This window comes from Paenibacillus sp. P32E (assembly GCF_001909085.1).
In the GTDB taxonomy this organism is placed as follows: Bacteria; Bacillota; Bacilli; order Paenibacillales; family Paenibacillaceae; genus Paenibacillus_AQ; species Paenibacillus_AQ helianthi.
The window spans coordinates 1-26682 of record NZ_LVYY01000029.1 but is presented as its reverse complement, the minus strand read 5'-3'; the positions used below and the strand labels follow the sequence as shown (position 1 = coordinate 26682).

Below are 26682 nucleotides of genomic sequence, written 5' to 3'. Positions count from 1 at the left end.
AAAGGGCTCGGACCCGTTCCGTTAGAAAGACCGACCTCCACCCCTTAGTTAGATGTGACGAAGGAATGAAAGGGCTATGACCCGTTGAGACATGGGAGTGAGAATCGCTAGGGCGAAGTGGAGACGTGCGCATAATGGAACAATATGGGTAATCCTTATGCACCCTTTATTTACGCATGCCCAATTCTCCATCTCCCAGCCACCGGCTCCTTCATCATCTTCTTCTTCACTTTAACTACAGGATGAAATCCTGCGAATTCATGAGTCTGAGTGAGGAAACTGAATCATTTCGAGGGAGCTCAGCACGGTTATGCTTATTTGGAACGAACGGAAATCACTAAGCATGTATTTCCAGATCGATATCATTTTGATTTAAAAACTTCAATAAATCGTTATTCAGCTGCACAATTTCCTTATTGGCACTATTCGCATAATCCGGCAGCAGCATATCCTTCACCATTTTTGTCCGCAGCCAGATCATAAAGAACAAATCCAACACCCAATTTGGGAATATAAGCACCATTTTAAATACAGAAGGATGAATGGCAACGCCAGCTTTTTGGATGGCCCTTAAATACGTTTTTAGAGTGAGGGTTATTTGGTGTGCCGTTTTTCTGGTTCTAACTGTTTTTTCGTCGATTATCTTATTTCCTACATGTAGAACACTAAGCAACGCAATGTCCGATACGGAATGAGTTATCAGATATGATTTCATGTCCTTATGAATTGTGCAGGGAAGCTTTGCTGTTTTAAATAATTGTACGAGGTTTTCTACACGTTCGGTCACTTCACCGCTTATTTCTCCAAACTTAGTAGCTATCAGAATCTTTGGCGGGAACCGGGCATACAGAATCCCCTCTTTAATCTGTCCGCCGGCACCAGGAAAAGCGGGTAAAAGCCGGTCTCCAATAATATCCAGCCACGAAGAAAATCCAATTGAATTGTTGGTCATTGTAACAATATTTTTGCTTTGATTGTCTTTAAGTGCCAGCAACGCTGATTCGGATTGATCGTAACGGACGGTAACAAAAATAAAATCATATACATCATCATGTTCAAGCGTATCAATGACATTTACTTTTATAGACTTAACCGCACCTTTTTCATAATATTGCAGGCCATTTTCTTTCAATGTTTTGAACCTATCAGAACGTGCAAACAGAGTAACGTCAATCCCTGCTTCAATGAATTTGATTGCGTATGCGCTCCCTATAACACCTGCACCAAAAATTAAAACTCTATTTTGTTTTGCTGACATAAAACCACTCCTTTTTTTCAGCATTTTCTTTTAATCATCCGACAACATGTTGTATAATGTGATCATAGATCTTTAGTATTCTTTGATCAACCATCAGTTTTTTATGATTTGTCGGATGATATTCTTGTTCTCGATGGGAGTGTAAAATGAAAAAGCAGCCCGAAATCACGGAAAAAACAAGACGAAACTTCATAGATGTTTTTTGTGAGTTATATAGTCAAAAGCCGATTGAAAAAATATCCATTCAGGAGATTGCGAATAAGGCGGGATATAACCGCAGCACCTTTTATCAATACTTTACGGATATTTACGAATTGTTAGACTTTGTTGAGAATGATTTATTGAGCTACATCAAAGAAGAATTGGCGAATAATGAGCTATCTACCTACAATGTTCAGAATGCGCTTCATTGTTTGGAAGACAGGGAACATCTCTCGGTGCTTAAGGCACTCTTGGGGGACTATGGAAGTCTTCGTTTTTTAGAACGCCTAAAAAGAGAAATGACCCTTGACAGACTGGATTTAAGCTTGCCGTCAAACCATTCCATAACGCCCTACTTGATTGAGTTTCACATCTCCACATCACTTTCTTTATTTCGTCTATGGCTTCAGCGGGAAAAGGATTTATCGCCGGAGGAATTTTTCGGGCTAATGGATAACCTGTATACAAAGGGGATAACACCCTATTCTAAATAATAAATCTACCATTCAAACCCAATCCTTGTGTACAGAGATGAACGATAGAGATCAGTTGGTATGCATAGTAGAGCTGGGCGCAAAAAAAGGACTTGGTTAATTAATTCCTAACCAGGTCCTTTTTACGTGTGGTGTACTCAACTGTAATCATGAATCAATGAGATCTTTCCTTCCTTAATCTTGATTGTTGACTTACCTTTCAATTGCAGCTTACAGGTTATGCAGCCGCATGAGCCGGCACCGGGAAAATCCGCATGAACAGGAACCGGGTGAGCGGACCGACTACTATGAGCTGAAGGGGCAGCGCGCAGATGAAATTGAGTCCCACCGTTGAAAAGTAATGGGCGAAGAAGTTGCCGCTAAATCCGTAGTGTGCCAGGGTACCGTATAAGGACATGCATAGCACCATGCCGCAGACCATGAAGAAGGAGATGGTAAGTACTTTTTTGAGTGTTGGATCTGTCGGTTTGACGAGCTTGAACGCGATTCCTTTGGCTATTCTGCTGACTACCACCACATCCATGAACAGGCCGACAATTAATGCGGGGACAAAGCCGATGGCTACCTCTGTAATGACGCTGCTGGTCCAGCCAGTGGAGAGAACTACATTATAAATGCTCATGAAGAGCACCATTAACGTACACATGATTGCCGTAAAGATCAAAGCCTCTTTTTTATTCTTTCCCATTGCCCAAACTCCCTTGAAATATAATTTTGTGACTGCGATCATAGTAACAGACCCCGAATTAATCGTCAACCGAGTTGACAAAAAACTCCCTGAAAGTGATACACTTAAATCACCTGTATATTTGGAGGCCCGAACAGATGAAGGATTATATACAAAACCTGAATTTAATTGACTTAATCAGCGAAAAGCATAAGGCTTTGCGGGAAGAGGTGAACGGGCGGAGCAGCTACCCGCTTAATAAGACCGAAACTCATATTTTGGCCATGCTTGAATTGCATAGCTTGTTGTCTATTTCAGAAATTAGCAGGTTAATCCATATTTCCCGGCAGGGTGCACAGAAATGCATCAACGGCCTGCTTGCCGAAGAATATGTCAAGATCGCCCAGGTCGTTGGCAACGCCCGGGACAAGCATATCACTCTAACCGGAAAAGGGTCTGAGGCATGCCGGAGTATGCTGGAGATTAAGGTAGAGATGGAGCGGCAGATCATAGATCGATTAGGGCAGGAGCAGGTTGAACTGCTAAAGAAGCTTTTGACGGAGGAATGGCTGTAGGATGTTCCACTCTTGACCTTAGGTCTGACCTAAGGTGTATCTTTACAGATATCCAGAACGGTGGGAGTGAAGTTAATGAAGAGTGAGATCACCATCAGTGAACTAGCCAAGCTTATGAATGTGTCGGTGCATCAGATCCGCTATTTTGAAGAAAAGGGTGTACTTCTGCCTTCTTATACTGACGGCAACCAGTACCGTAGGTATAGCATCGACCAGATCTATCAGCTGGCCCATATTATGCTGCTGCGGAAGCTGGGGCTGCCGGTCCAGACGGTCAAGGAATGTATGACAGACTTTGGGCCGGATGAGGTCCGGCAAATGCTCCAGAACTCTTTGGAAGATACGCAATCCGAGATTCTCCGGCTTCAGCAGCTTGAGCATTTTATTGGCAAGGTACTGCATGAGCACGATGATTTCAGCCAGGATACTACGGCTTACCGGGTAGTGCGGCGGGAATCCGTAAATTTGATGCGGTGGTTCGAGCTTAACGAACAGTCTGCCCTACAGGCGAGACAACTTGCGGAGTATGCCAAGCCTGCCCTTAATCTGTTTGAAGCAGACATTCATTATGTGTATGAAGGCACCGGTTCCGCTGTACTTTGCACAGAAGTCATGGAAGCCACGGAAACGGTAGATCTGGTGCTGGCTGCAGGAGAGTATCTGTGCTCCCCGTTTCAGGTGTCCCGGGAGGATGAACTGGCTCAACAGATCGTCCGGTTTGGCGAATATGCGGCAGAGCATGCCTATATTTCCGCAGGACCTCTAATCCTCATTGAGAAATCGTATCTCTCCCTGTTCAGTCAGGATAAGCTTCATTACGAGCTGCTGCAGAGGATGGTATCCGCATGATGAAATCCTCCTTCACTATTGAACCGATGCAGGCCAAGTACAACCGGCAGGTCAGCCAACTTCTTGTGCACGCGTTCAGCGGCAAATTTTCTCCCTTAACCCGGATGGGGGAAGGCGATCTGGCTCTTTTGTTCGAAGAGCTGCTGGATGCCTTTCCGGGAGAACAGTCAAGTCAACGTATGGTAGCAATACATGAAGAAACGGTGATTGGAACGCTGTGCCTCAAGTGGAAACCGGGTGCAGGCGATGATACTGCGGCGGCACCTCCATCTGCAAGACTTTCAGAGATGCGGGAACTGGCCCGGTTCGGGAGGTGGAAGGTGTTCAAGCTGTTGACAGCGTTACACGTTTTGAGCCATGAGCCGCAGGACGGAGAATGCTATATTGCCGATCTGTCTGTCCATCCGCTGCATCGCGGGAAGGGGACAGGCAAGCTGCTGCTGCAATGGGCGCACGCTTATGCGGTTTGCCAGCCGCAATGGACTTTCCTGAGCCTCCATGTCTCCGGGAGCAATGCAGGTGCCAAGCGGCTATATGAACAAATTTCCTTCAGTACGCAAGAGGAGCAGCACCGTCTGCTGCTATATGTTCTTGTTCGTGAATGGAAATGGGAATATATGATTTTGCCGCTCGAACCCACAGAGCATAGAGCCGGAGAGGAGTCCTTATGAAAAGAATAATAGGAAGATTACTCCTGGTTATTGTGCTGCTCTGTACGGGCGCGGTGCTGTATGTATTCCAGCAAAACAGCTTTGACATGAGGGAGCAGTCCATTGAGATCGACTCTCCCCAAGGCAAGTTGACAGGTACGCTTGTCCTGCCGAAGAACGCTTCCGGTAAGCTGGGACTTGTGCTGTTCATTCACGGTGACGGGCCGATTAATGCTTCCCACGGGGATGGATATAAGCCGCTATGGGAGCGGCTTGCTGCACAGGGCTATGCTTCGCTGTCGCTGAACAAGAGAGGCATTGACGGATCAGCAGGGAATTGGCTCGATCAGAGCATCGATGACCGGGTGGAAGAAGCACGCCAGGCGCTGGCCTGGGCGAGAACACAGCCGATGATTGATCCATCTCGGATAGGTGTGTGGGGAGCCAGCCAGGCCGGATGGGTGATTCCGAAGCTTGCGGGGAAGGAGCCGCTTGCCTTCAGTATTCTGGTATCTCCAGCGATCAACTGGTTAACTCAGGGGGAATACAATACGCGGATGCAAATGGCGAAGGACGGTTATTCCGGGGATGAAATTTCCGCACAGATAGCGTATGAACAGCAGATCAAGGAGCTTTTGGCAAAGAATGCAACGTACGAAGAATATGTAAAAGCAGCGAATCAGGAGGATGTGATGTCCCGGGACCGCTGGACCTTCGTGGGCAAGAACTTCAGAGCGGATGCGACTGACGATCTGCAGCACTTCAACTCTCCTGTACTCCTCCTGCTGGGGGAAGAGGATGTGAATGTAGACTGGAGGGAAACGGAGGAGGTGTACCGCAGAGAGGTGAGCCCATCCTTGCTCACGGTCAAGGTCTTTCCCGGTGCAGAGCACTCCATGCTGACTACCCGTACGGCGGATTCCAGGCTGCGGGCCGTGATGATCAGCCTGTTCGCGCCAAGACAAATCACGGTCAAAGGCTATATGGAGCAAATTGCAGATTTTTTGCAGAAGCTTCCTTGATCCGAACGCTGAAAAGCCTCTCTTATGTCCAAGATATGTAATTCAGTATTGAATATAAATACTATTATATCTGACTAAACCATTTGAGAGAGGCGAGACATGATGAAAAAAAAGGCTTCACCGGCCCCCGCAAGACTTCTTCCCTCCAGAACTGCGGTTAAGCGAGCAGCGGCCGGGCCTCCGGCCAAAGCCCAGGTTATCCGCTTTGCGGTGATCGGGGACAGTCATGTGGGATATGGGAACAGCTCCGGTATCTTTAAGAACCTTTTGCCGAAAGCGGTCAGCGGTGTAAAACCGGGGTTTGTGATATTCGGCGGCGACAATGCCCAGGCGGGGGCGGATCATGGGAATCATGCGGATGCGTATTACAAGGACTTCAAGGACACTGTATTAAGCACGCTTGGGAGTATTCCTTACAAAGCATCCATAGGCAATTGGGAGGCGAGTACCCGGCCGTTATTCACCAAATATTTGGGCGCTGTGTCCGGACAAATGAACTTTCCGGGAACGCAAGGCAAAGTGAAGTACGTGTGGCTCGATTGCGCGTTGGGCCAGTTCAGTCCGGCCAGCCTGGCGCTGCTGAAGAAGCTGGATGACAAGCACTTTTATGTGATTGATTTTCATTGGCCTTTGAAGATTGCCGGGATTACTGTGGAGCCGAGCCATGTGCTGAGCCAGTCGGAAACCAGCAAGTTTTTCATGGCCATCCCTCCAAAAGCAAGAAACAGGGTACTCGCCATTTTTACGCATCATGGACATTTATTTTACCGGAAGCTTGACCATATCTACCCTGGATTTGCCACCACCAAGTTTTTCGTCTGCGGATGCTCGGGGGATTATAAATGCAAGCCGAACGGGGACCGGGGATATTACGATGGAGCCTTGACGATGAACGGGAATCAAGTCAGTGTTGAAGCCTTTCAGGTAAAAGTGGTGTAGGCCAAAGTAACTGCTTAAATCTATCTTTGAATTGTCCGACGTCAATCTTGTGGAACGCTCCAAAAAGGGTACGAAATTGTGGGGAGAAGTCCTTCAAACGATTCTGAAGGGCTTTTTATTTTGGACACATAGCGAACAAACCAATTAGGTATAATAGATTTATAGAGTTGAAGTACAAGGAGAATTTATGAAAAACAAGAGTATTACGTTCAAACTCTTTATGATAACTGTTTTGTTTTTTGCCTTTTTTTATATGATGATCATTCTCTCGCAACTGCTGCTCTTCAATGACTTTTACGAGAATCATAAATTAAATAAGGTGGAGCAGCATCTGGCGAAGTTTGCCTCTGATTATACCCGTAAGGAGTGGAGCTCCGATCAGCTCTCCCGTGAAATACTCAAATTCATGACCCGGAACAGAAGCCAACTGGCAATCATAGATATCGATGGAAAAGTGGTCGTTGATGATCCTTACCATATGCTTATCACGCAGGATGACGGTCAGAAAATGATGGTCTCTTTATCCCTGTTTATGACTCTGCATGGAGACCAGTTCAGAGCTGCGAATATTCAGAAAGGGGATCGGATCACGCTCTGGGGTGAGGTAGAGAAACGGGGGAAAGAGAATACCAGCGTGCTCTATCCCGAAAAAATGTACATACCGGATTCTAAAGTGATCGGTGAGGAGGAGGGAGAGGTTTCCTCTCAGGTGTCAGGGACGGTAAGCAATATTGAACTGCCTTACTTTAAAATCTGGAATCAGCGGCAAGGTCTGCTCATGCAGGCGTTGTCCGAGACATTCCCGTTATCCGGTGAATTAAAGAAGCGGCTGAACCATATGGAGATGCAGCAGTTCCCATGGTTTGAATCCTGGAGTGGAACGAACAATGTTATCATTTTGCAGCCTCTGTTAAAAAATAATGGAGAGCTGGAAATCCTGTTCTCGGTTACCTCCATCCAGGAAATTAGCGATACCAATGATGCACTTCGTGAATTCTATATCTATTTGGGAATTGGGGGCTTCTTTCTGATTCTCATCTTATCCCTGTTTTTCTCAAAAATAGTAACCAAACCGCTGATCGCCCTGAATCAGATGGCGAAGCGGATGCTTAACTTCGACTTTACGGCGGTATCCCCCATTCGTCAAAATGACGAGTTAGGCAGCCTGTCGAACAGTATGCTGCTGATGTCGCAGAAACTGGACAGTGCGCTAAGTGAACTGAAAGACGCCAATGTCAAATTGCTAGAGGATATTGAGCAGAAACAGAGACTCGAAGTGCTCCAGCAGAGTTTTTTTGCCAACGCTTCGCACGAATTAAAGACTCCGCTGAGTATTGTCAAAAGCTTCGCGGAAGGCTTGCAGGATGGAGTGAATGTACATAAACGCGAGCATTATATGTCAGTCATTATCGAAGAAGCGGGTAAGATGGAGATGCTAATTAAGGATATGCTGGATTTGGCGAGGTTGGAGTCAGGAACCATAGTGCTGAGGAAACGGATGTTTTTGCTCAGTGAACTGGTGGAGAAAGTTGCTGACAAGCTGGTGTATTTACTCAAGGAGAAGGAACTGGAGATTATAGTTGTGCCTGTGAATGAACTGCATGTACTGGCTGATCAGGAGTGGATGGAACAAGTCATTATCAACTTGATTATGAACGCCATTCGTCATGCCGAAGAAGGAAGTGTGATTACCATTGAAATTCATAGCGATACCAGTACTAAGCTCTATGTTGATAATATTGGTGAGACCATACCAGAAGATCAGCTTCATCTGATTTGGGAACGGTTTTACCGGGTAGAGCCTTCACGCAGCCGCAAGACCGGTGGGACAGGGCTGGGCCTTTCGATTGCCGGGCAGATTTTGGGCATGCACGGCTTCGACTATGAAGTGGAAAATTTGCAGAATGGGGTCCGTTTTATCATCCATTTCAGCAATTAAACGCTAGTCACAAGATTGAAAGTAGGGAATGCGATGAGCAAGAAAGTTCTTATTGTTGAAGATGAGACCCGAATCAGGGAAATTATATCAGACTATTTCATTCAGGATGGCTGGGAGGTTATTGAAGCAGAGAACGGAAAGGATGCGTTAGATAATTTCGATTCGTTCTACCCGGATTTAATAATTCTCGATGTAATGATGCCTAAGATGAATGGGTTTGAAGTATGCCGGAAAGTTCGCAGCCGCTCAGGAGTGCCCATCATCATACTCACAGCTAAATCAGCCGATCATGATAAGGTACACGGCTTTGAGCTTGGAGCAGATGATTATGTGACCAAACCGTTTAGTCCCAAGGTGCTTATCGCCAGAGCGAACTCGCTTATGAAACGTGCAACTGAAAATTATAAGCCGCAAGGGCATATGATGAAATTTGGGTCCGCAATGTTAAATACGTTAGCCCACAAACTGGAGGTGGATGGCAGAGAGGTTGAGCTGGCACCGAAAGAATATGAGCTGTTATTACTGCTTATGAATAATGAAAATGTGGTGATTTCCAGAGAGGCGATCATCAATCGGGTGTGGGGTATAGATTTTGATGGGGATTATCGGGTTGTGGATACACATATTAAGAAACTGAGAGCGAAGCTTGGGTATGAATCGAGTTATATTCGTACGGTCATCGGTGCAGGATATAAGTTTCATCAAGAGATTGGAGATAAGTAAGGTTCTTAGAAGGAGTAGATCATCATGATATGGAAATGGATACCCTCGATTTGCACTGTATTCAATTTAGGAGCTGGAGCAGCTTCGTTGATATTTACGATTGAAGCCTATTATAAGATTGCATTTTTTCTAATTCTGCTGGCAGCCTTTTTTGATGTGCTTGACGGTCTGTTAGCCAGATTAATGAATTGTCCGAGTGAATTCGGTAAGCAGCTCGATTCATTGGCAGATCTGATTTCATTTGGGGCTGCGCCTGTTTTTCTGATCCTGCTGCACCAGTCAGGTGATTTGCGTGGGGGAGGCGGGGCTGCGGCTATTGTATTTATCATTTGTGGTGCTCTCCGATTAGCCCGATTTAATGTATCTGCATCCAGTACGGAATTTACAGGGTTGCCGATTACAGCGGCCGGAGTGATTCTATCTTTCTTTTCGGTTCCCAATCATCATATGGAGCCGCCTGTGATTATTGCATTAATTGGCGCCCTTTCTTTGTTAATGATTAGCCGGATCCGGTTTCCATCATTAAAAAAGATAACGGTTAGGAAGTGAAATCATGGAGATGGTTACGGAATTCATCTCACAATTCGGTTATGCGGCAATCGTAATTTTGCTCGCACTCGGAATAGTAGGTCTTCCCATACCCGATGAGACACTAATGGTGTTTGTTGGATATTTAGCTTCTGTACATGTGTTGAATTACTTGCTTGTGATACTGTTTAGTTTTATCGGGTCCGTAGCAGGGATGACCATCAGCTATACCATTGGAAGAAAGCTGGGTTACAGTATTATTCACAAATGCGGTAAATGGGTTGGATTGACTCCCAAACGATATCGGAAGGTAAAAAGATGGTTCGCAAAATATGGAGTCTGGACAATCTTTTTTTCTTATTTCATTCCTGGAGTAAGACATGCGGCCGGATACATATCAGGAATTACGACGATGCCGTTTAAAAAGTATTTTTTATTATGCTGTATTGGAGCGGCTGTCTGGACGGTTTTATTTGTATCCATTGGCTTTTTTGTAGGACAGAAGTTTTCATTCTAAAAGATCATCAAGCAGCTTGTCTTCGGGCAGGCTTTTTGTGCTTCCCAAGGCCTGAACTGTGTGAACTAATGGGACGGGGGCAAATACCTTACATCACTGGCATAAGTACTCCAGAGCGGGCACACAATAGGGAGAAGTGCAGGCGGGATGTGCATCCTTTTGGTGTGCGGAATGCAGTTTACTTTAACGATTATTGTTTGCTTGTTATGTTTTCCTACATATATAGCGCCTTGATCCCCGTATTTATCAACAGAAAATGGTTTATTGTGCGTATTTGCATTTGTATGTAATACTAGGTGACATCAAAGGCGTCAAACGCCAATGGTGAAACATTCGATGACATGTTAAATAACATCAAAAGGGGAAAGGTGATGAGAGAATGACAACAAGATGGTCTAAGAAATGGGCAGGTCCCGCAGTGGCGGTCGTATTAATCTCCTCTATGCTATTATCCGCATGTTCTTCCAAGGAGGATGCAGCCAGCGGGAATGCGGCGTCAGATTCATCCAAGCCTACTACATTAAAAGTAGAGTTGTTCGACCGGGGGAACTCACCCGCCGGCTACACCATCACCGACAGTTATTTGACAAGGCTGGTGAAGGAACGTTTTGGCAAGCCGAACAATATTGATGTCCAGTTCGTGCCGGTGCCGCGTTCGGAAGAAATTCAGAAGCTAAATGTACTGATGGCCAGCCAAAGTGAAGTGCCGGACATTGTGTTCACCTACGATTCAGGAACCTTCAACCGGTATGCCGAGCAAGGCGGTTTGACAGATCTTACGGACTTACTGGATAAGAATGCTCCGAACCTTAAGAAATTTCTGGGCGAGGACACGTTAGCCTACGGACAATATAAAGGACAGCAATTCGCGCTTCCGGGCAGAAGACTTGTACTGGGCAAATATGCCGGTTACATCCGCCAGGATTGGCTGGACAAGCTTGGCTTGCCGGTGCCGCAGACAACAGATGAGCTCTACACTACACTCAAAGCATTTAAGGATAAAGACCCGGGCAATACCGGAGGTAAGGTGATTCCATTTGGTGTAAGTCTGGCATCCGCTCAATATGAGCCGCTTCTCTGGTCCTTCATCCAGCCGCTCACCGATGAGCAGAAGTATACCTTGACCCAGCAGCTTGGCTCCAATGATTATCCAACGCTGCTTCCGGGCTTCAAGGATGGTTTGAAATTCATGAACAAGCTGTATAACGAAGGCCTTATAAGCAAAGACTTCGGTCTCGATAAAGACAAGAAGCAGCTATGGCAGAATTTGCAGAACGGTCTGCTTGGCTTCTATACAGAGGATGCAGGTGAATTGTACTTCTCAGCAAACGGCGGGTACGAAAATCTGCAGGCCAATGTGCCTGGCGCAGTGATCACACCTGTTGATGCATTCACTAACTCGGAGGGCAAACATGCCAAGCCGGCATATGCGCCAAATGCTATGTACGTCATGATCCCGAAATCCAGCAAAAATGCTGAAGCCGCATTGAAATATCTCGATTGGATGGCTTCGGGTACGAACCTCTTCGACATGCAGTTCGGTGTAGAGAATGAGAACTATACACTTGTAGACGGTGTGCCTGTAGTGAAACCGGATGCGACTCAGGAAGCGATGGACCGGATCTACAACTTTGGCGACCTTGCCATCATTGTTAATGGTAAATATGCCGGAGACGATGCCAAGAATGAAGCGGCTTATATTGCACAGACACCAGAGAAGTATCAGGCAGATATGAAGAAGTCGGTGGAAATCTCGAATACAGACAACATTCAGCCTGTGAAATTCGATCACCCGATCGAAGCGGAAGCGAAATACGGCACAGCTCTGGCTGACAAGTTCCAGGAAATTATCGTAAAAATGACTATGATTAAACCGGATCAGTTCGACAGCAATTACGATTCAATGATCAAAGATTATATGGCTAGCGGCGGCCAGGCCATTCTGGACGAACGTACAGCAGCTTACAAAGAAATGAGCTCCAAATAAAATAAGCTGAATGACGGCGAAGTATCGGTAGAGGGAGCCATTTCCGGCTTCCCTGCCATCCGCTGCCGCAGGACGGAAGAGGGAGAGTGAAGGCTGTGAGGAATTCAGTTTATTTACGCAGACACTGGCAGTTGTATAGTTTGCTTTTGCTGCCGGTCATTTACTTTATCATCTTTAAATACGGACCCATGTATGGGGTGCAGATCGCTTTTAAGGACTTTAACTTCTTTCAGGGGATTGGCGGTAGTAAGTGGGTAGGCCTGGATGTATTCCGGGAAGTGTTCCAGAACAACAACTTCTTCAAGGCACTGCGCAATACGCTGATGCTCAATCTGCTGGATCTGATTGTTTCGTTTCCCGCACCTCTGATTCTGGGTATCATGCTCTATGAGCTCAGAATAACCTGGTTCAAAAAGCTAGCCCAGACGATCCTGTATGTCCCCCACTTTATTTCCTGGGTGATTATCGGAGGCATTGTACTGCAGGTGTTCGGGACCCAATCGGGGTTCATTAACAATCTGCTGACCGGTATGGGTCTAGATGCCATTCCTTTTCTATCAGACAAGAACTATTGGCTCGTCACCTACCTTCTAATCGGCGTATGGCAGAGCGCGGGCTGGGGAACCATCCTGTATCTGGCGGCATTGACCGGAATCAACAAAGAGCTGTTCGAGGCAGCAGAGGTAGACGGAGCCAGCCGGTTCAAGAAGATTCTGCATATTTCCTTGCCAGGCATCAAAACCACTATCGCTACGCTGCTCATCATCAATCTGGGCAACATGATCTCCATCGGCTTCGACCGTCCGTTCATTATCGGGAATGTCGCTGTCCGGGATTATTCCGAGGTGCTCAGTACCTTTGTATACCGTGTCGGTATCGAGTCCGGTCAAATATCACTGGCAACAGCCGTAGGCCTGTTCCAAGCACTGGTAGGGCTGATCTTCCTGCTCGCATCGAACTATGCATCCAAGAAACTGGCGGATGAGAGCATACTCTAGTCCAGAGCCGGAATAAACAGAGAATGAGGGGGAGAAAAAAATGAGTGAACGCGCAGCTAACCGGATATTCGATGTCTTTAATATCCTGCTAATAACATTCGTTGTGATCCTATGCCTAATGCCTTTTATTCATATTATTGCGATATCCTTAAGCTCCAGCCGTCCGATTATGGCGGGACTGGTCAGCTTTTTCCCCAGGGAAATCAGCTTTGAAGCGTACACCCAGGTGTTCTCCGATATGTCCATGATCCGTTCCCTTGGTTTCACGATCTTTCTGACCATTCTGGCTACAGCACTGTCTATGGCCATGACGATAGCCGTTGCGTACTCGCTCTCCAAAAGGGATCTGCGGGGACGAAAATGGTTCATGCTGATTATTGTCGTTACGATGTTCTTCAGCGGCGGTCTTATTCCCGACTACATTCTGGTCCGTAATCTCCATCTGCTGGATACGGTCTGGGCGCTGGTGCTGCCGGGTCTGATCAGTCCCTTCTATATGATTATTCTGATCTCGTTCCTGAACGGCATTCCCAAAAGCTTGGAAGAAGCGGCGGAGATTGACGGGACTACCCATCTGGGGACCTTGTTCCGTATTATTCTTCCCTTGTCGCTTCCAGCGCTGGCTACACTGAGCCTGTTCTACGCCGTAGGCCGCTGGAATGGATTCCAGGATGCCTTGATGTACATCAATAATACGGACCTTTATCCGCTGCAGCTCAAGCTGTACCAGATGATTCAGAATAATCAGGTCAGCGATTTGATGCAGCAGGAAGGTCTTGGCATGAACAAGCTGATGCCGGAGAGCCTGAAGGCAGCAAGCGTTATTTTCACAACCCTTCCGATTCTAATCGTCTATCCGTTCCTGCAGCGCTACTTCATCAGCGGAATGATGGTCGGTGCAGTCAAAGGCTAAAGCGAAGGAGGAGCACAACATGACTAAGGCCATGATCGAACGGCTTAGTGATCAGCAGCGGTTCCTGCTGGTTCAATCTCTTGAAATGATGGACCCGCTCTACGACGGAGCGATGGAGCTGCTCCGGGACGAAGAAGAGCCGGACAAACACAATACCCGCAGCAGCGGACATTATGCACTGGCTTTACTGATCCGAAATGCGTCTGGTGATGCAGAGCGGGCATATGGCGTACTGGAACGGGTGATGGATCTGCAGTTCGACTGTCCGGATGAAATTTACCACGGTACCTTCCGCACTTCACCAGAGGCGGGTTCACCCCCTGCGGGCAACTATGACTGGAAAAAGTTCGCGCCAGGCTTCGCCTTCTTTCTGAGTGAGACGGTGGATAAGGTTGGCAAGAAACTAACCGGCCAACTGGCCGGGCAAGCAAATTTGGCGGCAGCCGGTCTGGAGGAACAGGCAATCCGACAAGCCTTGCGGAACGCGGTGGATGAGGTGCTGCCGCCGGTATGGAAAAGCTATGATCCGAACTGGCGTGAATTCATTGCCTGCACCTTTGCGGTGATTCTGGATGAATTCGAGTCCCTAATGCCTAAGGCTCTAGTCCGCCGTATGGATGACTCGATGCGGAAAGCCGTGGGTGCTTCGATTGACCGCCGGTTCTCCGATGCCATTCCCATGAACTCCAATATTGTGCTTATGCATATCTTTATCACCCACTACTACGGATACCGCTTTGCCAATGCTGCCTGGATGGGGCATGCGGACCGGGAAGCGGCAGATATGCTGTCTGCTTACGGGGAATTCAACTCGCTGGCGGAGTTCAATACGACTACCTATTACGGTGTCGATCTGACCGTGCTGGGGATGTGGAGGGTGTACGGCAAGACTGCTGTCATCCGCGAGACCGGAGGCAAGCTTGAGCATGGACTCTGGGCGAATATCGCACAGTTCTATAATCCGATTCTGGAGAATCTGTCCGGCCCCTTCGGGCGGGCCTATGAGATGGAACTGGTCGGCCACAGCTCTATCGGTGTTTTCCTGTATCTGGCGCTAGGCAATGGCTATGAATATATGACTGCGGTGAACTGCGAGACCAGCCATGACCCGCTGATTGCAATGGTGGGTGTGGACCTTCCGGAAGAATTGCTGCCGCAGTTCAAGATGCATGCCGGAGACCGCCGGACCGAAAGACAGTTCCGGGAGCTCTGTGAACGGGATAAACCCGGAGAGAACCGCAATTTGTGCACCGCAGCTGCCTGGATTGAAAGCAAGCGGATGATCGGAGCGATGTCCGGCAGCCGGAACACGAACGGACAGATGCATCCGGCGACCATCCACTGGCTGAATGCTGACGGGGAGAAATGCTACCTGCGGCTGCTACGCCGGGAGAAGGGCAAAGGCTGGAACAGCCATTTGCGGGGAATGATTTTTGAGGCGGCGGTTCAAAAGGATTGGCTTTCGGTAGACGTTCACCTGAATACAGACGTGGAGATCGAGGTTTATTTCGAAATCAGCGGACCTGGACTCTCCCCTGCTTCGACGGAGATTACCCCTGATATCTGGGCGCTGCCTAATCTGAGCTGCAAGGTGTCTGCAATCGCTCCAGACCCTGTGATTTACTGGGATCAGGAAGCAAAGCTGCTGGAGATTATCTATTTGTACCGTCCAGAAGACGGGGACTCACATATGAATTTCACACTGCAGCTGGACCCGCTCACTCCATAAAACCATCCGGATAGACCTCAAGCCAGGCGGGAGGTCTATCTTTTGCGAATACTACAATAAAGGAAGAATGCCACATGGAGAACGCGGCGATAATATCTTTGGAAGCCAGAACGGAGCTGATTAAGCTCCGTATGGTGTATTTGTTGTCAGGCCTCGCGGGTGGATTATTCAATCCGTATTTGACAACCCTGTTTGTTCATCAGGGGGTAGGGGCAGAAGTGGTTGGCGCACTAATGTCGATAGGAACGCTATTATCCATTTTGGTGCAGCCTGTCTGGGGCATGCTGGTGGACCGCTACCGGCAAACGAAGCTAGTGCTTATTCTCAGCATATCTGTACCGGCCTGCCTTTCTTTTTTTTATAGCTTTAAGTATTTTTTAGTGATCGTAATGGTGTATATCCTGTCCATAGTCTTTCAGGCTACGCAAAGCCCGATTGCCGATTCTTATGCTGTTTCGGCAGCGCGCAAGGCGGGGACCTCCTATGGTTCGATCCGCATGATGGGCAGCCTGGGTACAGCGCTGGGCGGCTATGCTGCAGGATTCTATCTGTCAAAGTTCGGGATTACACAGCTGTGGATGCCATTTCTGGTGCTCAGCCTTGCAGGTGCTGTTACTGTATTGAGCTTACCCCGCACCACGGAGAACAATGCGACCACGATTTCGTTGTCCCGGGGACTTAAGGAACTGTTGGGGAACCGCCTATTCGTGATGTTTCTGGTGGCCTGCTTTTTTGTCAATCAGACGCTTACCGCCTATAACTCCTTTTTCGTTCTGGCCTTTCAGGATGCCGGAGGCAGCTATTCGATGGTCGGCACCGCGCTCTTGCTGGCTTCCTTGACCAATATCCCCTCCATGCTGCTTGCTGCCAAAATCCTCCGCCGAATCGGGTATGAACGTACGTTGCTCCTGGCCGCTTTTTTCTACGCACTGCGGTGGGCCATTCAATGGCTGTTCCCGATTCCTGTGGTTATGATCGGCATTCAAGTGCTGCACGGATTGTCCTTTGGCTTGTTCTATGTCGCTGCGGTTGAATATGTGGCGAACGCAGCAGGTAAGAAAATGCAGGCTACCGGCCAAAGCGTATTTAATATGGTCTTTTCAGGTCTTGGGGGAATTGTGGGCAACCTGCTGAACGGATATTTGTATAGTACAGGCGGACCCCAGGTGATGTATCTGGCCTGCACTGTCAGTGCACTAATCGGGGCGGGCATGTTATATTGGATTAACAGAATTGCGAGAGTGTCACCGAACTTGTAAATGGCCAAGCTCCTGATGCATCTCTCGGGTATTCAAGTGAAGAGGGGCGGGGGGGGTTCATATGAAGCGAAATTGGTCCAGCAGGATGATGTTCTCTTACTTCCCTATATTTCTGCTGACCGTATCGATTCTCATCTTTCTCTCCTTTCTCATTGTAGGTGAGCTTTCACGCAGTGAGACCGAAAAGGCCAACCGTATCTCTACCGGCTACGTTGTCGATTCCGTACAGAATGCCTTAAGCGAAGTGGAACTGGCTGTGCTGCAAGAGATGGAGACGAATCATGATTACGGCTATTATCTAAGCGGGGAGAGCGATCAGGGAGACCGGACCCGGCTGTATAATACCGTAAAGGATATGCGGGGCATGATTTACCGTAATCAGCTGATTGACTCCATCTATATTTACAGGGAGCTCGACCGGAAGGTGCTTACCCTGAACGGGCTGGTGGACAGCGATGTTTTTGCAGACCGGGATTATCTGAACCAGGCACTGACCAAGGCGGGCACCGGCGAGTGGAGTGATGTGCGCAGCCTGCGGCTGTTCAGCTCCGATCCAACCTCACAAGTCATCAGTATGTACAAGCAGCTGCCGCTTCCTTTTGGCTCTGAAGGTGTCATTGTCGTCAATCTCAGCATGTACCGGATCGAACGGATGATTGATGATATGACGAACAGCAAAGTGTCTTTCATGCGTGTGGTCAACGATCAAGGCCAACTTGTCTATACGGCTCATGGGGAAAAAGAAATCCTGAGCAGCAGTGTTCTCACCCGGATACCTGCCGGCAATGTGGGCTGGACCTTCGAGAGCGGCATCCTTGCCGGTGAGCTGTTCGCCTGGATGTCTGTAGTTTCATATATCTGGATCATTATCGGCGTTCTGACTGTGGTGCTGGGGACCTTATACATCCTGTATATTACCCGCAAAAACTATCGTCCGATCCAGGCGATGATGAACCGGATTCAGGCACTGCAGTTCCGGGAAGAGGGGATGGATGTCACCTCAAGGAACGAACTGGTGATGATTGACCAGGCCCTCGAAACCCTGATCCATCAGACCATGGATTATCAAAAACAGCATGATGAGAATCTGCTGGTCCAGCGCCGCCAGCTGTTCCTGGATCTGCTGGAAGGGGAACAGATTGCCTCCCTGGAGGATAGGCTGGAACGCTTCAGCCCGTTCAGCGGGGCAACCATGCAATTTGCCTACATTGCGGCAGAAATCAATCAATACGATGATTTCCGCCATAAATATCCTGCCAAGGATCAGAATCTGCTCAAGCTGACACTCATGAATCTGTTCCAGGAGCTTGCGGGAGAAGAAGGGCTCGAAGGCTGGGGCGAATGGGTCAGCAGCAACCGGATTGGGCTGATGGTCAGCGCCGGCGATCATTCCGCAATAGACAAGACCCGTTTGCGGAACCTTGCGGAGCGCTGCCTTCGATGGGTCAGCGACAACCTGGGGCTCTCGCTGGCCATCGGGATCGGTCCTGTGGTAGATGAACTTTCAGCAATTCCCAAGTCATCCTCTGCGGCCGATATGGCACTGCAGCACAAGCTGTCACTTGGTAAGGACAGGGTTGTGCTAAGTGATAACCTGCCGGACCGCTCCACGCTGCAGTCCTATAAATATCTGCAGATGCTGGGTGAGATTGTGCGGGAATTCCGCATCGCGGACGAAAATTGGCGGCAGAAGCTGGATGAACTGTTCGTCTGGTTCCGCGAAGATCAGGTAAAGGACGAAGAGATTCATATGATGCTCCATACCTTGATCCAGATGCTCGACCGTGAGCTGGGACAGCTCTCGGACAGCCTGAAGAGAATCTTCAGCGAGCCGAGCCTGCAGGGATATTACAGCGAAATCGAAGCGGAAACGACTTTGAAACAGGTCCATACCGTCATGCTGAAATGGCTCGCGGAGATTTACCGCATCTATGTTTCGGTCAATGAGTCCAAAAGCTACCGTGCGATGATCAGCGAGATGAAGGTATATATTGAAGAGAATTTTGACAATCCTGACTTATCGCTTAAGCATCTGAGCGACCGGTTCCAGATTTCAGGCAAATATGCAAGCCACCTGTTCAAAGAGGAATTTGACATGAAATTTGTGGATTTTCTGACCCAGCTGCGGATGCAGCGGGCAGAATATTTGCTGGCCACTACCAGCGACAATCTGCAGGATATCGGACAGAAGCTGGGCTATGCCAATTCCATCACCTTTGGACGGGTATTCAAACGGGTTGTAGGGGTGACTCCGGGTGATTACCGCAAGCTGAAGATGAAGCCGGGCGGGCAGGAGGAGCATAAATAGTTCTACTTCTTACGGAATATGCAAAAGATCAGCACAGCAGCGGTTCTCCCTTCACTGGAGAACCGCTGCTGTGCGTTATACCCCCATTGCAGCTTATCCTACAACTTTCCTGTTTAAAAAAGGCTCGTTAAATTTTAATTAAATGCTAGAATAGGTATAATTACTTACTTTGTTTTGATTGCGGGAGCGACGTATGGACTACTTGGGGGAATGACAAAATGCCAATCGAAGAAGGGTTCAAGCTGGCGAAAATAATAGAAGGTACCATTATGGAGATATCCTCCTTTCTATATAGTGCTGAAGCATTAACGAAGATGGTCCGGACGATTCATCATCAGAGTAGAATGATTGGCCGCCTTAATCCGTCTTCGGTCCGTTTGGCCCTGGACTTAAGAGAGGCTTTTCTAATCGAGAATGGAAACGCGGATTACGCCTATCTGGCCCCTGAACAGTTGGGCAGAATGGAGTATAAGCCGGATGAACGCAGTGATCTGTATGCGCTTGGTGTGATATTCTACGAGATGCTTGCCGGCCGCCTGCCCTTTCAGGCGAAGCACCGGGAAGATTGGGTTCATTTGCATATGGCGGCCATCCCCGGACCGCTGCATGAGTACCGGCCTGAGCTGGCGGGTCCTTTGGAGGACATCATCGCGAGGCTTATGAGCAAGTCACCTGAAATGCGGTACCAGAGCGCTTATGGATTGCTTGCCGATTTGCGGAAGTGTGTTGCCGCGTACGAAGAGACAGGCCAACTCCTTCCATTTGAGATTGGGCTGGCCGACCGTGCAAGCCGGTTCCGGCTGCCGAAGCTGTTGTATGGGCGGGAGCTGGAGGCGAAGCAGCTGCATGCTGCTTATGAGCAGGCTTGCGGCGGAAGCTCGGCATTTGTACTGGTGACTGGCCGCTCAGGGAGCGGGAAGACGGCGCTGATCGAGGAGTTATATATTTCAGTACTCCGTGAAGGGGGCCGCTTTGTCACAGGCAAATGCGATCCAATGAACCGGGAGATGCCTTTTGCCCCGATTTTACAGGCTCTTCGCGGACTCCTGCAACAAGTATGGAGCGAAACACCGGATAGGGCAGCGGAGCTGGGTATTCAGTTGAGAGAGACCTTGGGCCAGGGAGCGGGTGTTATCACGGAATTCCTTCCTGATGCTGCCGGGCTGTTTGGAGGGGTATTTCAGGCAGAAGCGCTGCCGCCAGTGGAGGCTGCTGTCCGTTTCCGCCGTCTGCTCCCCATGTTTATCGGCGCTTTTGCCAGTAAGGAAAGGCCGCTAGTACTATTCCTGGATGATCTGCAGTGGGCTGATCCGGATACACTCGATTTCCTGTATATCCTTGCTGAAGATTTGGCAATGTACGGGTTAATGGTTATTGGAACCTTTCGCTCAGAAACGATTGAGGAACGGTTGGATAGTGTAGATGGATATCCCGCCTCTGCTATATGGCTGGATGAGGTATTATCTCCGAAGCAGCAGGGCAGGCCGCTGCATATCCGGCATATTCAATTGGAGGCCCTGATATACGAAGATGTAAGACAGTTTCTCTCCCAGTTATTGAAGGAAAATACCTCACGCATCCGGCAGCTCGCAGAGCTCGTGTATCACCGGACCGCAGGTGATCCGCTGTACCTTCACAGGCTGATGGACAATCTGTACCGTGAGCACAAGCTGTACTATGACGAGGAGCAGGCCCTTTGGGTCTGGGATACCGAAGCCATTGCAGAGCTGCCTGAAGCGCCGGGACTCCTACATTTCCTGGAGGCGCGCATCCGGCAGCTTCCCGGGGACACCATCGGCCTTTTGGGGATAGCCGCAGCCTTGGGTCACCGTTTCCGTGTGTCGGCGATTTCTGCAATGAGCGGATATACCGTGGAAGATACGCTATCTCTGCTGCGCATTGCGGAGGCAGAGGGTTTGATCAACCTGGAGAAGGATGCTGACCGGGGGGGCACGGATGATTCTATATATACTTTTCTACATGACCGGGTGCAGGAAGTTGTATATAGCATCATACCGGTCACGGAGCAGGCAGGCCTGCATTTGGCAATTGGACGCAGCATGAGCAAGGATATGGGCGGGATCGCGTATTCTGTTTTTGAACGGGTACACCACTTGAATTTGGGCGCTGTGAAAATGGAAGATGAGACCGAAAGAAACGGGCTTGCCGCTTTGAACCTGCATGCAGGACTGAAGTCGAAGGCGACTACGGCGTTTGCATCAGCGCTGTATTTTCTGGAGACGGGACTACATCTGCTCGGGGAGGAGGAAGCCGTTCCCGGATCGCTTGCTTACAGGCTGCTGCTGGAACTGCCTGAATGTGAATATATGTGCGGCTACACCGAGCGTGCAGCCGTGCGGCTCGAACGGCTGCTGGCCGCAACTACAGATCTGCTTGAGCGATCCCGGATCTACCGCATCCGGATCGCCATGTGTGCCTACTTGAAGAAAGATGAACAGGCCGTGCAGGTTGGACGGCAGGCGCTGGCGGAGTGGGGCTGGAAGCTGCCAGTGAAACCCTCCTCCGCTGCTGTAGTAACGGAGGTGGCATTGGCGCAGAAAGTCTTATATCAGCACCGTAATGTGCTGCAGCGTCTTCCCGTCAACCGGGACCCTCATTATATGGCATTGTCTGAGCTGGTAATGTCAATTGCGAGCTCCGCCTTTACCTTAAGCCTGTCTTTGGCGGCGGTACTCTTTTCCCGGTTTGTACGGTTTGGGCTAAGCCGGGGGAACAATGAAGCATTTGCCTATATTCTGGCCGGTTACGGTTTAGTGCTCATGCGGAATAAATTATCTTTTGCACAAACTGGTGCTTTTTATATCGAAGAAGCTGTACAGCTTGCCTCTTCTTTTGAAAGCGTGGACTTAAGATGCAGACTGGACTATATCAGGGGGCTGGCCTTATTAAAGCATCAGCCGCAGGCAGGGCTGCAGCATTTCCGGCAGTCGGTGAAGCATGGAATGGAAGCAGCCAATTTACCGTTTGTCAGTATTGCCATGCTAACCTCGGTGACGAACCATACCGGAGGTCCGGCTGCATTATCTGCGTTGATTACAGAATATGAGGGCCTTGCAGGCAAGCTGGTGGATACGGTCACCCTGAATATCTTCCAAATCTCCAAAGCATACGTGGCCCGTTTGCAGGGACTGGCTGCTGAAGGTGATGAATCCCCGGTTCCCGTCCATGGCAGCCGCTCCAGTAAAGTGCTGAATAACGAAGTGTTCTACATCTGCACTTGCCAAATGGAAATCGCCTATCTCGAAGGTCGTTTCCGGGATGCGCTGGACTGGGCACAAGAGGGGAGCTTCAATACCTTCCGGCAGACCCGGATGCAAGTGCGCAAGCAACATGTGTACCAGTCCTTGGCGCTTGCCGCGCTGTATGCAGAGTCTCCTCCGGCAAAACGTAGGCATATCCGCAGCAAGCTCCGAAAGCAATGGCATGTGATGAGATCATGGACAGGCTACTTCGGTCAGGGATATTCCGCTTATGTGCTGATCAAGGCGGAAATGCAGCATTTGAACGGGAATCACACCGAAGCAGCCAAGGGCTATGAACAGGCTATTGCAGCTGCGCGTCAAGAAAAAAACGGGCTATTGGAGGGCATATCCTGCGAAAGGGCGTCAGCATTTTACCGGGCGGCCGGAACGGTCACGGGAGCTGACGGATTGTTAAAGGATGCCTGCATGGCCTATCTGCACTGGGGGGCTGCCGCCAAGGCAACTCAGCTTGGACAGGCATATCCGGATCTGAAGTTACCGGTAGCCGGGAGGACCATGGAACAGCTGGTGGTGGGTGCGGCAACAGGACCCGCTGAAAGGGCGGTGTATTCAGACAACGGAAAAGAGCTGCTCCGGCAAATGTCCAGCTCTGCTGAAAGAGCAGGCCGCTCGGACTGGAGAGACAGACTCAACAGCTTACTGGAGTCGGCACTCCGCTATTCAGGAGCGGTGAAAGGATATATTTTTGGCAGCCGCGAGGAAGAATATATAATTGTTGCCCGAAGCGGCTCAGCAGAGAATCCGCAAGACAGATATGCAGAATCGGTGGTTCGCTACGTAATGAGGACGGGAGAGCCGGTATTGCTTACTAATGCTTCAGTCAGTTCCTATGCAGCTGATCCATACATCATGGGTAACCAGTCTTTATCCGTTTTATGTCTGCCTGTTTTCTTCCCTGGGGGAGTGGAGAGGTCTGTTGTATATTTGGAGAATCATCTGATCGCCGGAGCCTTTACGGATGAGCTGCAAACCTTGCTTGACTTTATGATCACCCGGATGGTGTATCAGCAGGCCCTTGAAGAATCCCGTCCGGCGGGTCCTTCCACAGCAGGTGCAACCGGGCCTGACCCGCAAGCGGATCGTTTAATACCCGGTTTGTCTGTTGAGCATCCGGTGGATCTGTTAGCTGCAGCGCAGGCTGAACCGTTGATGGAACCGCTGACGCTCCGGGAACACGAGATCCTGTGCTCGCTATCCGACGGACTCTCCAATAAGGAAATCGCCACCCGCTTTGGGATCACCGAAGGAACGGTAAAAAGCCATGTGTTCCGGTTATACGGCAAACTTGGCGTGAAGCGCCGTGCGCAGGCTGTTGCCCGGGCACGGGAGCTGAACCTGCTGAATTAGCATGGAGCCTGCCGCTGTTCGATAAAATCAATAAAAGGTTTGACCGCTGCCGGGAGGTAGCGGTCTTTTCTCCATTTGAGGCCAATTTCCCATTCCCAGCCTTCCTCGGCTATGGGAACCCATACGAGCCCTTCCAGCATCAGCCCCGGCGTTTGCGGAAGCACGGATACACCGAGTCCTGCTTTGATGAAGCCGGCGACTGTAACCAGATCCTCGGCATCGTAGGTAGAGGTCAACTGAAAGCCGGTATTTTCGAAACGTGCGTGGAGCGTGGCTTTTAAGCCGCAGTTTTTTTTGAGACCTACAAAAGGTTCACCAGACAACTCGGTCAAACGGAGGGAAGTCCGCTGGGCAAAAGGGTGTTGGGTGGAAACGACGATAAACAGCGGCACCTTCTGAATCGTCAGCCATTCGTGCTTCATTATTGCGGATTCCTTCGAGGTAATCATCAGGTCCGAACTGCCCTTGTCAAAATGCTCATCCAGATCCCCAAGGCTGCCTTGAAATAATTCAAAACGCACCTTCGGATGGTGCTGTTTATATTCCTTCACCAGGTTTGGAACCAAATCAACGCCCAGAATATTCAGATAGGAAATGGAGATTAGGCCGGTATCCGGGTCAGCCCACTCTCTGATCTCCTGAATCCCCCCTTCAATACTCCGCAGAGCTTCTTCTACCCGCTTGGCGAACTGTATCCCGTAACGGTTGAGCCGGATATTCCGGCCACTCCGGTCAAACAGCGGCATCCCGAGCTCATCCTCCAGCTTCGAAATGGCGTGGCTTAAGGCAGGCTGGGTCAGGTTAAGGGCCTTGGAGGCCAGGGTCATGTGCTCAAATTTAGAGACGGTAATGAAGTATTCCAATTGTGTGAGTTCCAGGGGAATCCCTCCTTTATATATGAATAATAATAATCAATTATATAAATAAGATAAATTATACTTATATAAAGGGGCGGTGTAAACTATTCCTGTAGCAGATCAGCAGGCACTTCAATAGAAGAATGGAGGAGAACTATGAGTGCATTTGTCATCTTTATTCGCGAGCAAAGCCAAAATCCGGAAGAGCTCGGAATCTATTCACAAAAAGCGCCTGGCGGTCTGGCGGGCCACCCCGTAACTCTGCTTGCCATGTATGGGACCCATGAAGTGATAGAGGGCCCCGCTATGGAAGGAGCAGCTATTCTTGAGTTTCCCAGCTTTGAGGAGGCCAAGGCCTGGTATTATAGTCCAGCGTATCAAGATGCGGTACAGCATCGGCTTCGGGGCGGAACCTACCGTGGGTTTATCATTGAAGGTGTCTCCACAGCGGTAACTCATTCAGAGGAGGATAAGAAATGAATATAGCTTATAAGGATACCGCACATGAATTTGAAGGGAAAAGAGTACTGGTGACCGGAGGTACCCGGGGCATGGGGGAGGCCATTGCCAAAAGGCTGGCGGGAAGCGGTGCAACTGTATTAACGACTGCCCGTACACGGCCTGCCGGTCTGCCGGAGCCAGAGCTTTTCGTGCAAGCGGATATTGCTACTACTGAAGGGGTGGAGAAGGTCATCCGAGGGGTGAAGGAAGTGCTTGGCGGCATCGATATTCTGGTGAACAATGTAGGAGGTTCCAGCACACCTCCGGGCGGAGCGCTTGTTCTGACCGATGATGACTGGTTTCAGGCTTTGAACTGGAATCTGCTTGCAGCCGTCCGCTTGGACCGCGGGCTCCTGCCGCTGATGCTGGAGCAGAGCTACGGTGTCATCGTACATATTTCCTCGATTCAGAGACGCTTGCCGCTGTATGAAACTACACTGGCTTATGCTGCTGCCAAAGCTGCGCTGTCCAACTACAGCAAAGGCTTGTCCAATGAATTTGCACCGCGTGGCATCCGCATTAACACCGTAGCCCCGGGCTTTATCCAGACTGAGGCGGCGGAAGCAATGATAGAACGGATTGCCCAGGCGGCAGGAAGCCGGGAAGCTGCACTGAAGCAGTTGATGGATTCACTGGGCGGTATCCCTCTTGGCCGTCCGGGACTGCCTGAGGAGGTTGGCGAGTTAGTGGCTTTCTTAGTATCTGACCGGGCTGCTTCGATTACTGGCAGTGAATATGTGATTGACGGAGGGACGATTCCGACGGTGTAACTGGGGGCAGATTTGCTGCAAGGATATATAGTAGAAACCCGATCGTAGAATAGGAGGCATACTACTGCAGGGGGCTGTCTCAAAAGCCATGAAATGGCTACTTGAGACAGCCCCGCTGTTTTTGAGTTGGATGGACTTGCGCACTTGGTGCGGACGCTCCGCGAACGGACCGTTGCTACAATCGCTGTGCTCTCCAGATTTTATTTATTTCCCGTAGCGGTAAAAATCCGGAGAGCAAGGCGACCGCTACCGCTTTTCCGCAATCAGTCCGTCCTCTCCGCTGTTTAAGCGGGGGAACGTTCCTACAATTCTTTCAAAAATCACAAAAAGAAATCGCCCTTTGGTAAAATGGAAGTGTCGAGCAACC

22 protein-coding genes are annotated in these 26682 nt (G+C 49.4%); 19 read left to right on the top strand and 3 right to left on the bottom strand.

Annotated elements, in window-relative coordinates; translation table 11 throughout:
• Positions 1 to 337 precede the first annotated feature (337 nt).
• Positions 338 to 1258, bottom strand: coding sequence for a ketopantoate reductase family protein (locus A3848_RS22460; protein WP_074087106.1), 921 nt, complete (start codon positions 1256 to 1258; stop codon positions 338 to 340).
• Positions 1259 to 1404: 146 nt separating this feature from the next.
• On the opposite strand from A3848_RS22460, the gene A3848_RS22455 reads away from it, so the two are divergent.
• Positions 1405 to 1953, top strand: a complete 549-nt coding sequence (locus tag A3848_RS22455; RefSeq protein WP_074087105.1) for a TetR/AcrR family transcriptional regulator — start codon at positions 1405 to 1407, stop codon at positions 1951 to 1953.
• A gap of 217 nt (positions 1954 to 2170) precedes the next feature.
• Here A3848_RS22455 and A3848_RS22450 read toward each other — a convergent pair whose 3' ends face one another.
• Positions 2171 to 2641: a DUF2798 domain-containing protein gene (locus tag A3848_RS22450; RefSeq protein ID WP_074087104.1), complete on the bottom strand. Its 471-nt coding sequence runs from the start codon at positions 2639 to 2641 to the stop codon at positions 2171 to 2173.
• Between the two features lie 137 nt (positions 2642 to 2778).
• On the opposite strand from A3848_RS22450, the gene A3848_RS22445 reads away from it, so the two are divergent.
• From A3848_RS22445 to A3848_RS22370, 16 genes are all read left to right on the top strand, one after another.
• Complete coding sequence (locus A3848_RS22445) at positions 2779 to 3195, top strand: MarR family winged helix-turn-helix transcriptional regulator (RefSeq protein ID WP_074087102.1); 417 nt, start codon at positions 2779 to 2781, stop codon at positions 3193 to 3195.
• Positions 3196 to 3270: 75 nt separating this feature from the next.
• Positions 3271 to 4044 (top strand): MerR family transcriptional regulator, encoded by a 774-nt coding sequence (locus tag A3848_RS22440; RefSeq protein WP_074087100.1) that lies wholly within the window; start codon positions 3271 to 3273, stop codon positions 4042 to 4044.
• A complete protein-coding gene (locus A3848_RS22435) occupies positions 4041 to 4715 on the top strand; it encodes a GNAT family N-acetyltransferase (protein WP_074087099.1) in 675 nt (224 codons plus the stop codon). Before A3848_RS22440 ends, A3848_RS22435 begins: the two co-directional genes overlap by 4 nt.
• On the top strand, positions 4712 to 5716 hold the full coding sequence (locus A3848_RS22430; protein ID WP_074087097.1) for an alpha/beta hydrolase family protein: 1005 nt from the start codon (positions 4712 to 4714) through the stop codon (positions 5714 to 5716). The genes A3848_RS22435 and A3848_RS22430 overlap by 4 nt, the downstream gene beginning before the upstream one ends.
• A 99-nt stretch (positions 5717 to 5815) precedes the next feature.
• Positions 5816 to 6655 (top strand): metallophosphoesterase family protein, encoded by an 840-nt coding sequence (locus A3848_RS22425; protein WP_256702533.1) that lies wholly within the window; start codon positions 5816 to 5818, stop codon positions 6653 to 6655.
• Between the two features lie 187 nt (positions 6656 to 6842).
• A complete protein-coding gene (locus tag A3848_RS22420) occupies positions 6843 to 8594 on the top strand; it encodes a sensor histidine kinase (protein ID WP_074087095.1) in 1752 nt (583 codons plus the stop codon).
• A gap of 33 nt (positions 8595 to 8627) precedes the next feature.
• Positions 8628 to 9317 carry a response regulator transcription factor gene (locus tag A3848_RS22415; RefSeq protein WP_074087094.1) on the top strand — a complete coding sequence of 230 codons (690 nt, stop codon included), beginning with the start codon at positions 8628 to 8630 and terminating at the stop codon, positions 9315 to 9317.
• 24 nt (positions 9318 to 9341) lie between these two features.
• Positions 9342 to 9866 (top strand): CDP-diacylglycerol--serine O-phosphatidyltransferase, encoded by a 525-nt coding sequence (gene pssA, locus A3848_RS22410; protein ID WP_074087093.1) that lies wholly within the window; start codon positions 9342 to 9344, stop codon positions 9864 to 9866.
• Positions 9867 to 9870: 4 nt separating this feature from the next.
• The gene (locus tag A3848_RS22405; RefSeq protein ID WP_074087091.1) at positions 9871 to 10362 is read left to right on the top strand and encodes a DedA family protein; all 492 of its coding nucleotides are present in this window, start codon (positions 9871 to 9873) and stop codon (positions 10360 to 10362) included.
• A 379-nt stretch (positions 10363 to 10741) separates the two neighbouring features.
• Positions 10742 to 12349 (top strand): extracellular solute-binding protein, encoded by a 1608-nt coding sequence (locus A3848_RS22400; RefSeq protein WP_074087089.1) that lies wholly within the window; start codon positions 10742 to 10744, stop codon positions 12347 to 12349.
• 95 nt (positions 12350 to 12444) lie between these two features.
• Entirely contained in the window at positions 12445 to 13347 is a 903-nt protein-coding gene (locus tag A3848_RS22395; protein ID WP_074087087.1) for an ABC transporter permease, read from the top strand.
• A 40-nt stretch (positions 13348 to 13387) separates the two neighbouring features.
• The gene (locus tag A3848_RS22390) at positions 13388 to 14260 is read left to right on the top strand and encodes a carbohydrate ABC transporter permease (RefSeq protein ID WP_074087085.1); all 873 of its coding nucleotides are present in this window, start codon (positions 13388 to 13390) and stop codon (positions 14258 to 14260) included.
• Positions 14261 to 14279: 19 nt separating this feature from the next.
• Positions 14280 to 15989 carry a hypothetical protein gene (locus A3848_RS22385; RefSeq protein WP_074087084.1) on the top strand — a complete coding sequence of 570 codons (1710 nt, stop codon included), beginning with the start codon at positions 14280 to 14282 and terminating at the stop codon, positions 15987 to 15989.
• Between the two features lie 74 nt (positions 15990 to 16063).
• Positions 16064 to 17248: an MFS transporter gene (locus A3848_RS22380; RefSeq protein ID WP_074087083.1), complete on the top strand. Its 1185-nt coding sequence runs from the start codon at positions 16064 to 16066 to the stop codon at positions 17246 to 17248.
• Between the two features lie 61 nt (positions 17249 to 17309).
• Complete coding sequence (locus A3848_RS22375) at positions 17310 to 19556, top strand: helix-turn-helix transcriptional regulator (protein WP_074087081.1); 2247 nt, start codon at positions 17310 to 17312, stop codon at positions 19554 to 19556.
• A 218-nt stretch (positions 19557 to 19774) separates the two neighbouring features.
• On the top strand, positions 19775 to 24187 hold the full coding sequence (locus A3848_RS22370) for an AAA family ATPase (RefSeq protein ID WP_074087079.1): 4413 nt from the start codon (positions 19775 to 19777) through the stop codon (positions 24185 to 24187).
• Here A3848_RS22370 and A3848_RS22365 read toward each other — a convergent pair.
• Positions 24184 to 25050, bottom strand: a complete 867-nt coding sequence (locus A3848_RS22365) for a LysR family transcriptional regulator (RefSeq protein ID WP_256701685.1) — start codon at positions 25048 to 25050, stop codon at positions 24184 to 24186. The two genes, A3848_RS22370 and A3848_RS22365, sit on opposite strands and share 4 nt — an antisense overlap.
• 150 nt (positions 25051 to 25200) lie before the next feature.
• On the opposite strand from A3848_RS22365, the gene A3848_RS22360 reads away from it, so the two are divergent.
• Entirely contained in the window at positions 25201 to 25524 is a 324-nt protein-coding gene (locus A3848_RS22360; RefSeq protein WP_074087076.1) for a DUF1330 domain-containing protein, read from the top strand.
• Complete coding sequence (locus A3848_RS22355; RefSeq protein WP_074087074.1) at positions 25521 to 26315, top strand: SDR family oxidoreductase; 795 nt, start codon at positions 25521 to 25523, stop codon at positions 26313 to 26315. Before A3848_RS22360 ends, A3848_RS22355 begins: the two co-directional genes overlap by 4 nt.
• Positions 26316 to 26682 lie beyond the last annotated feature (367 nt).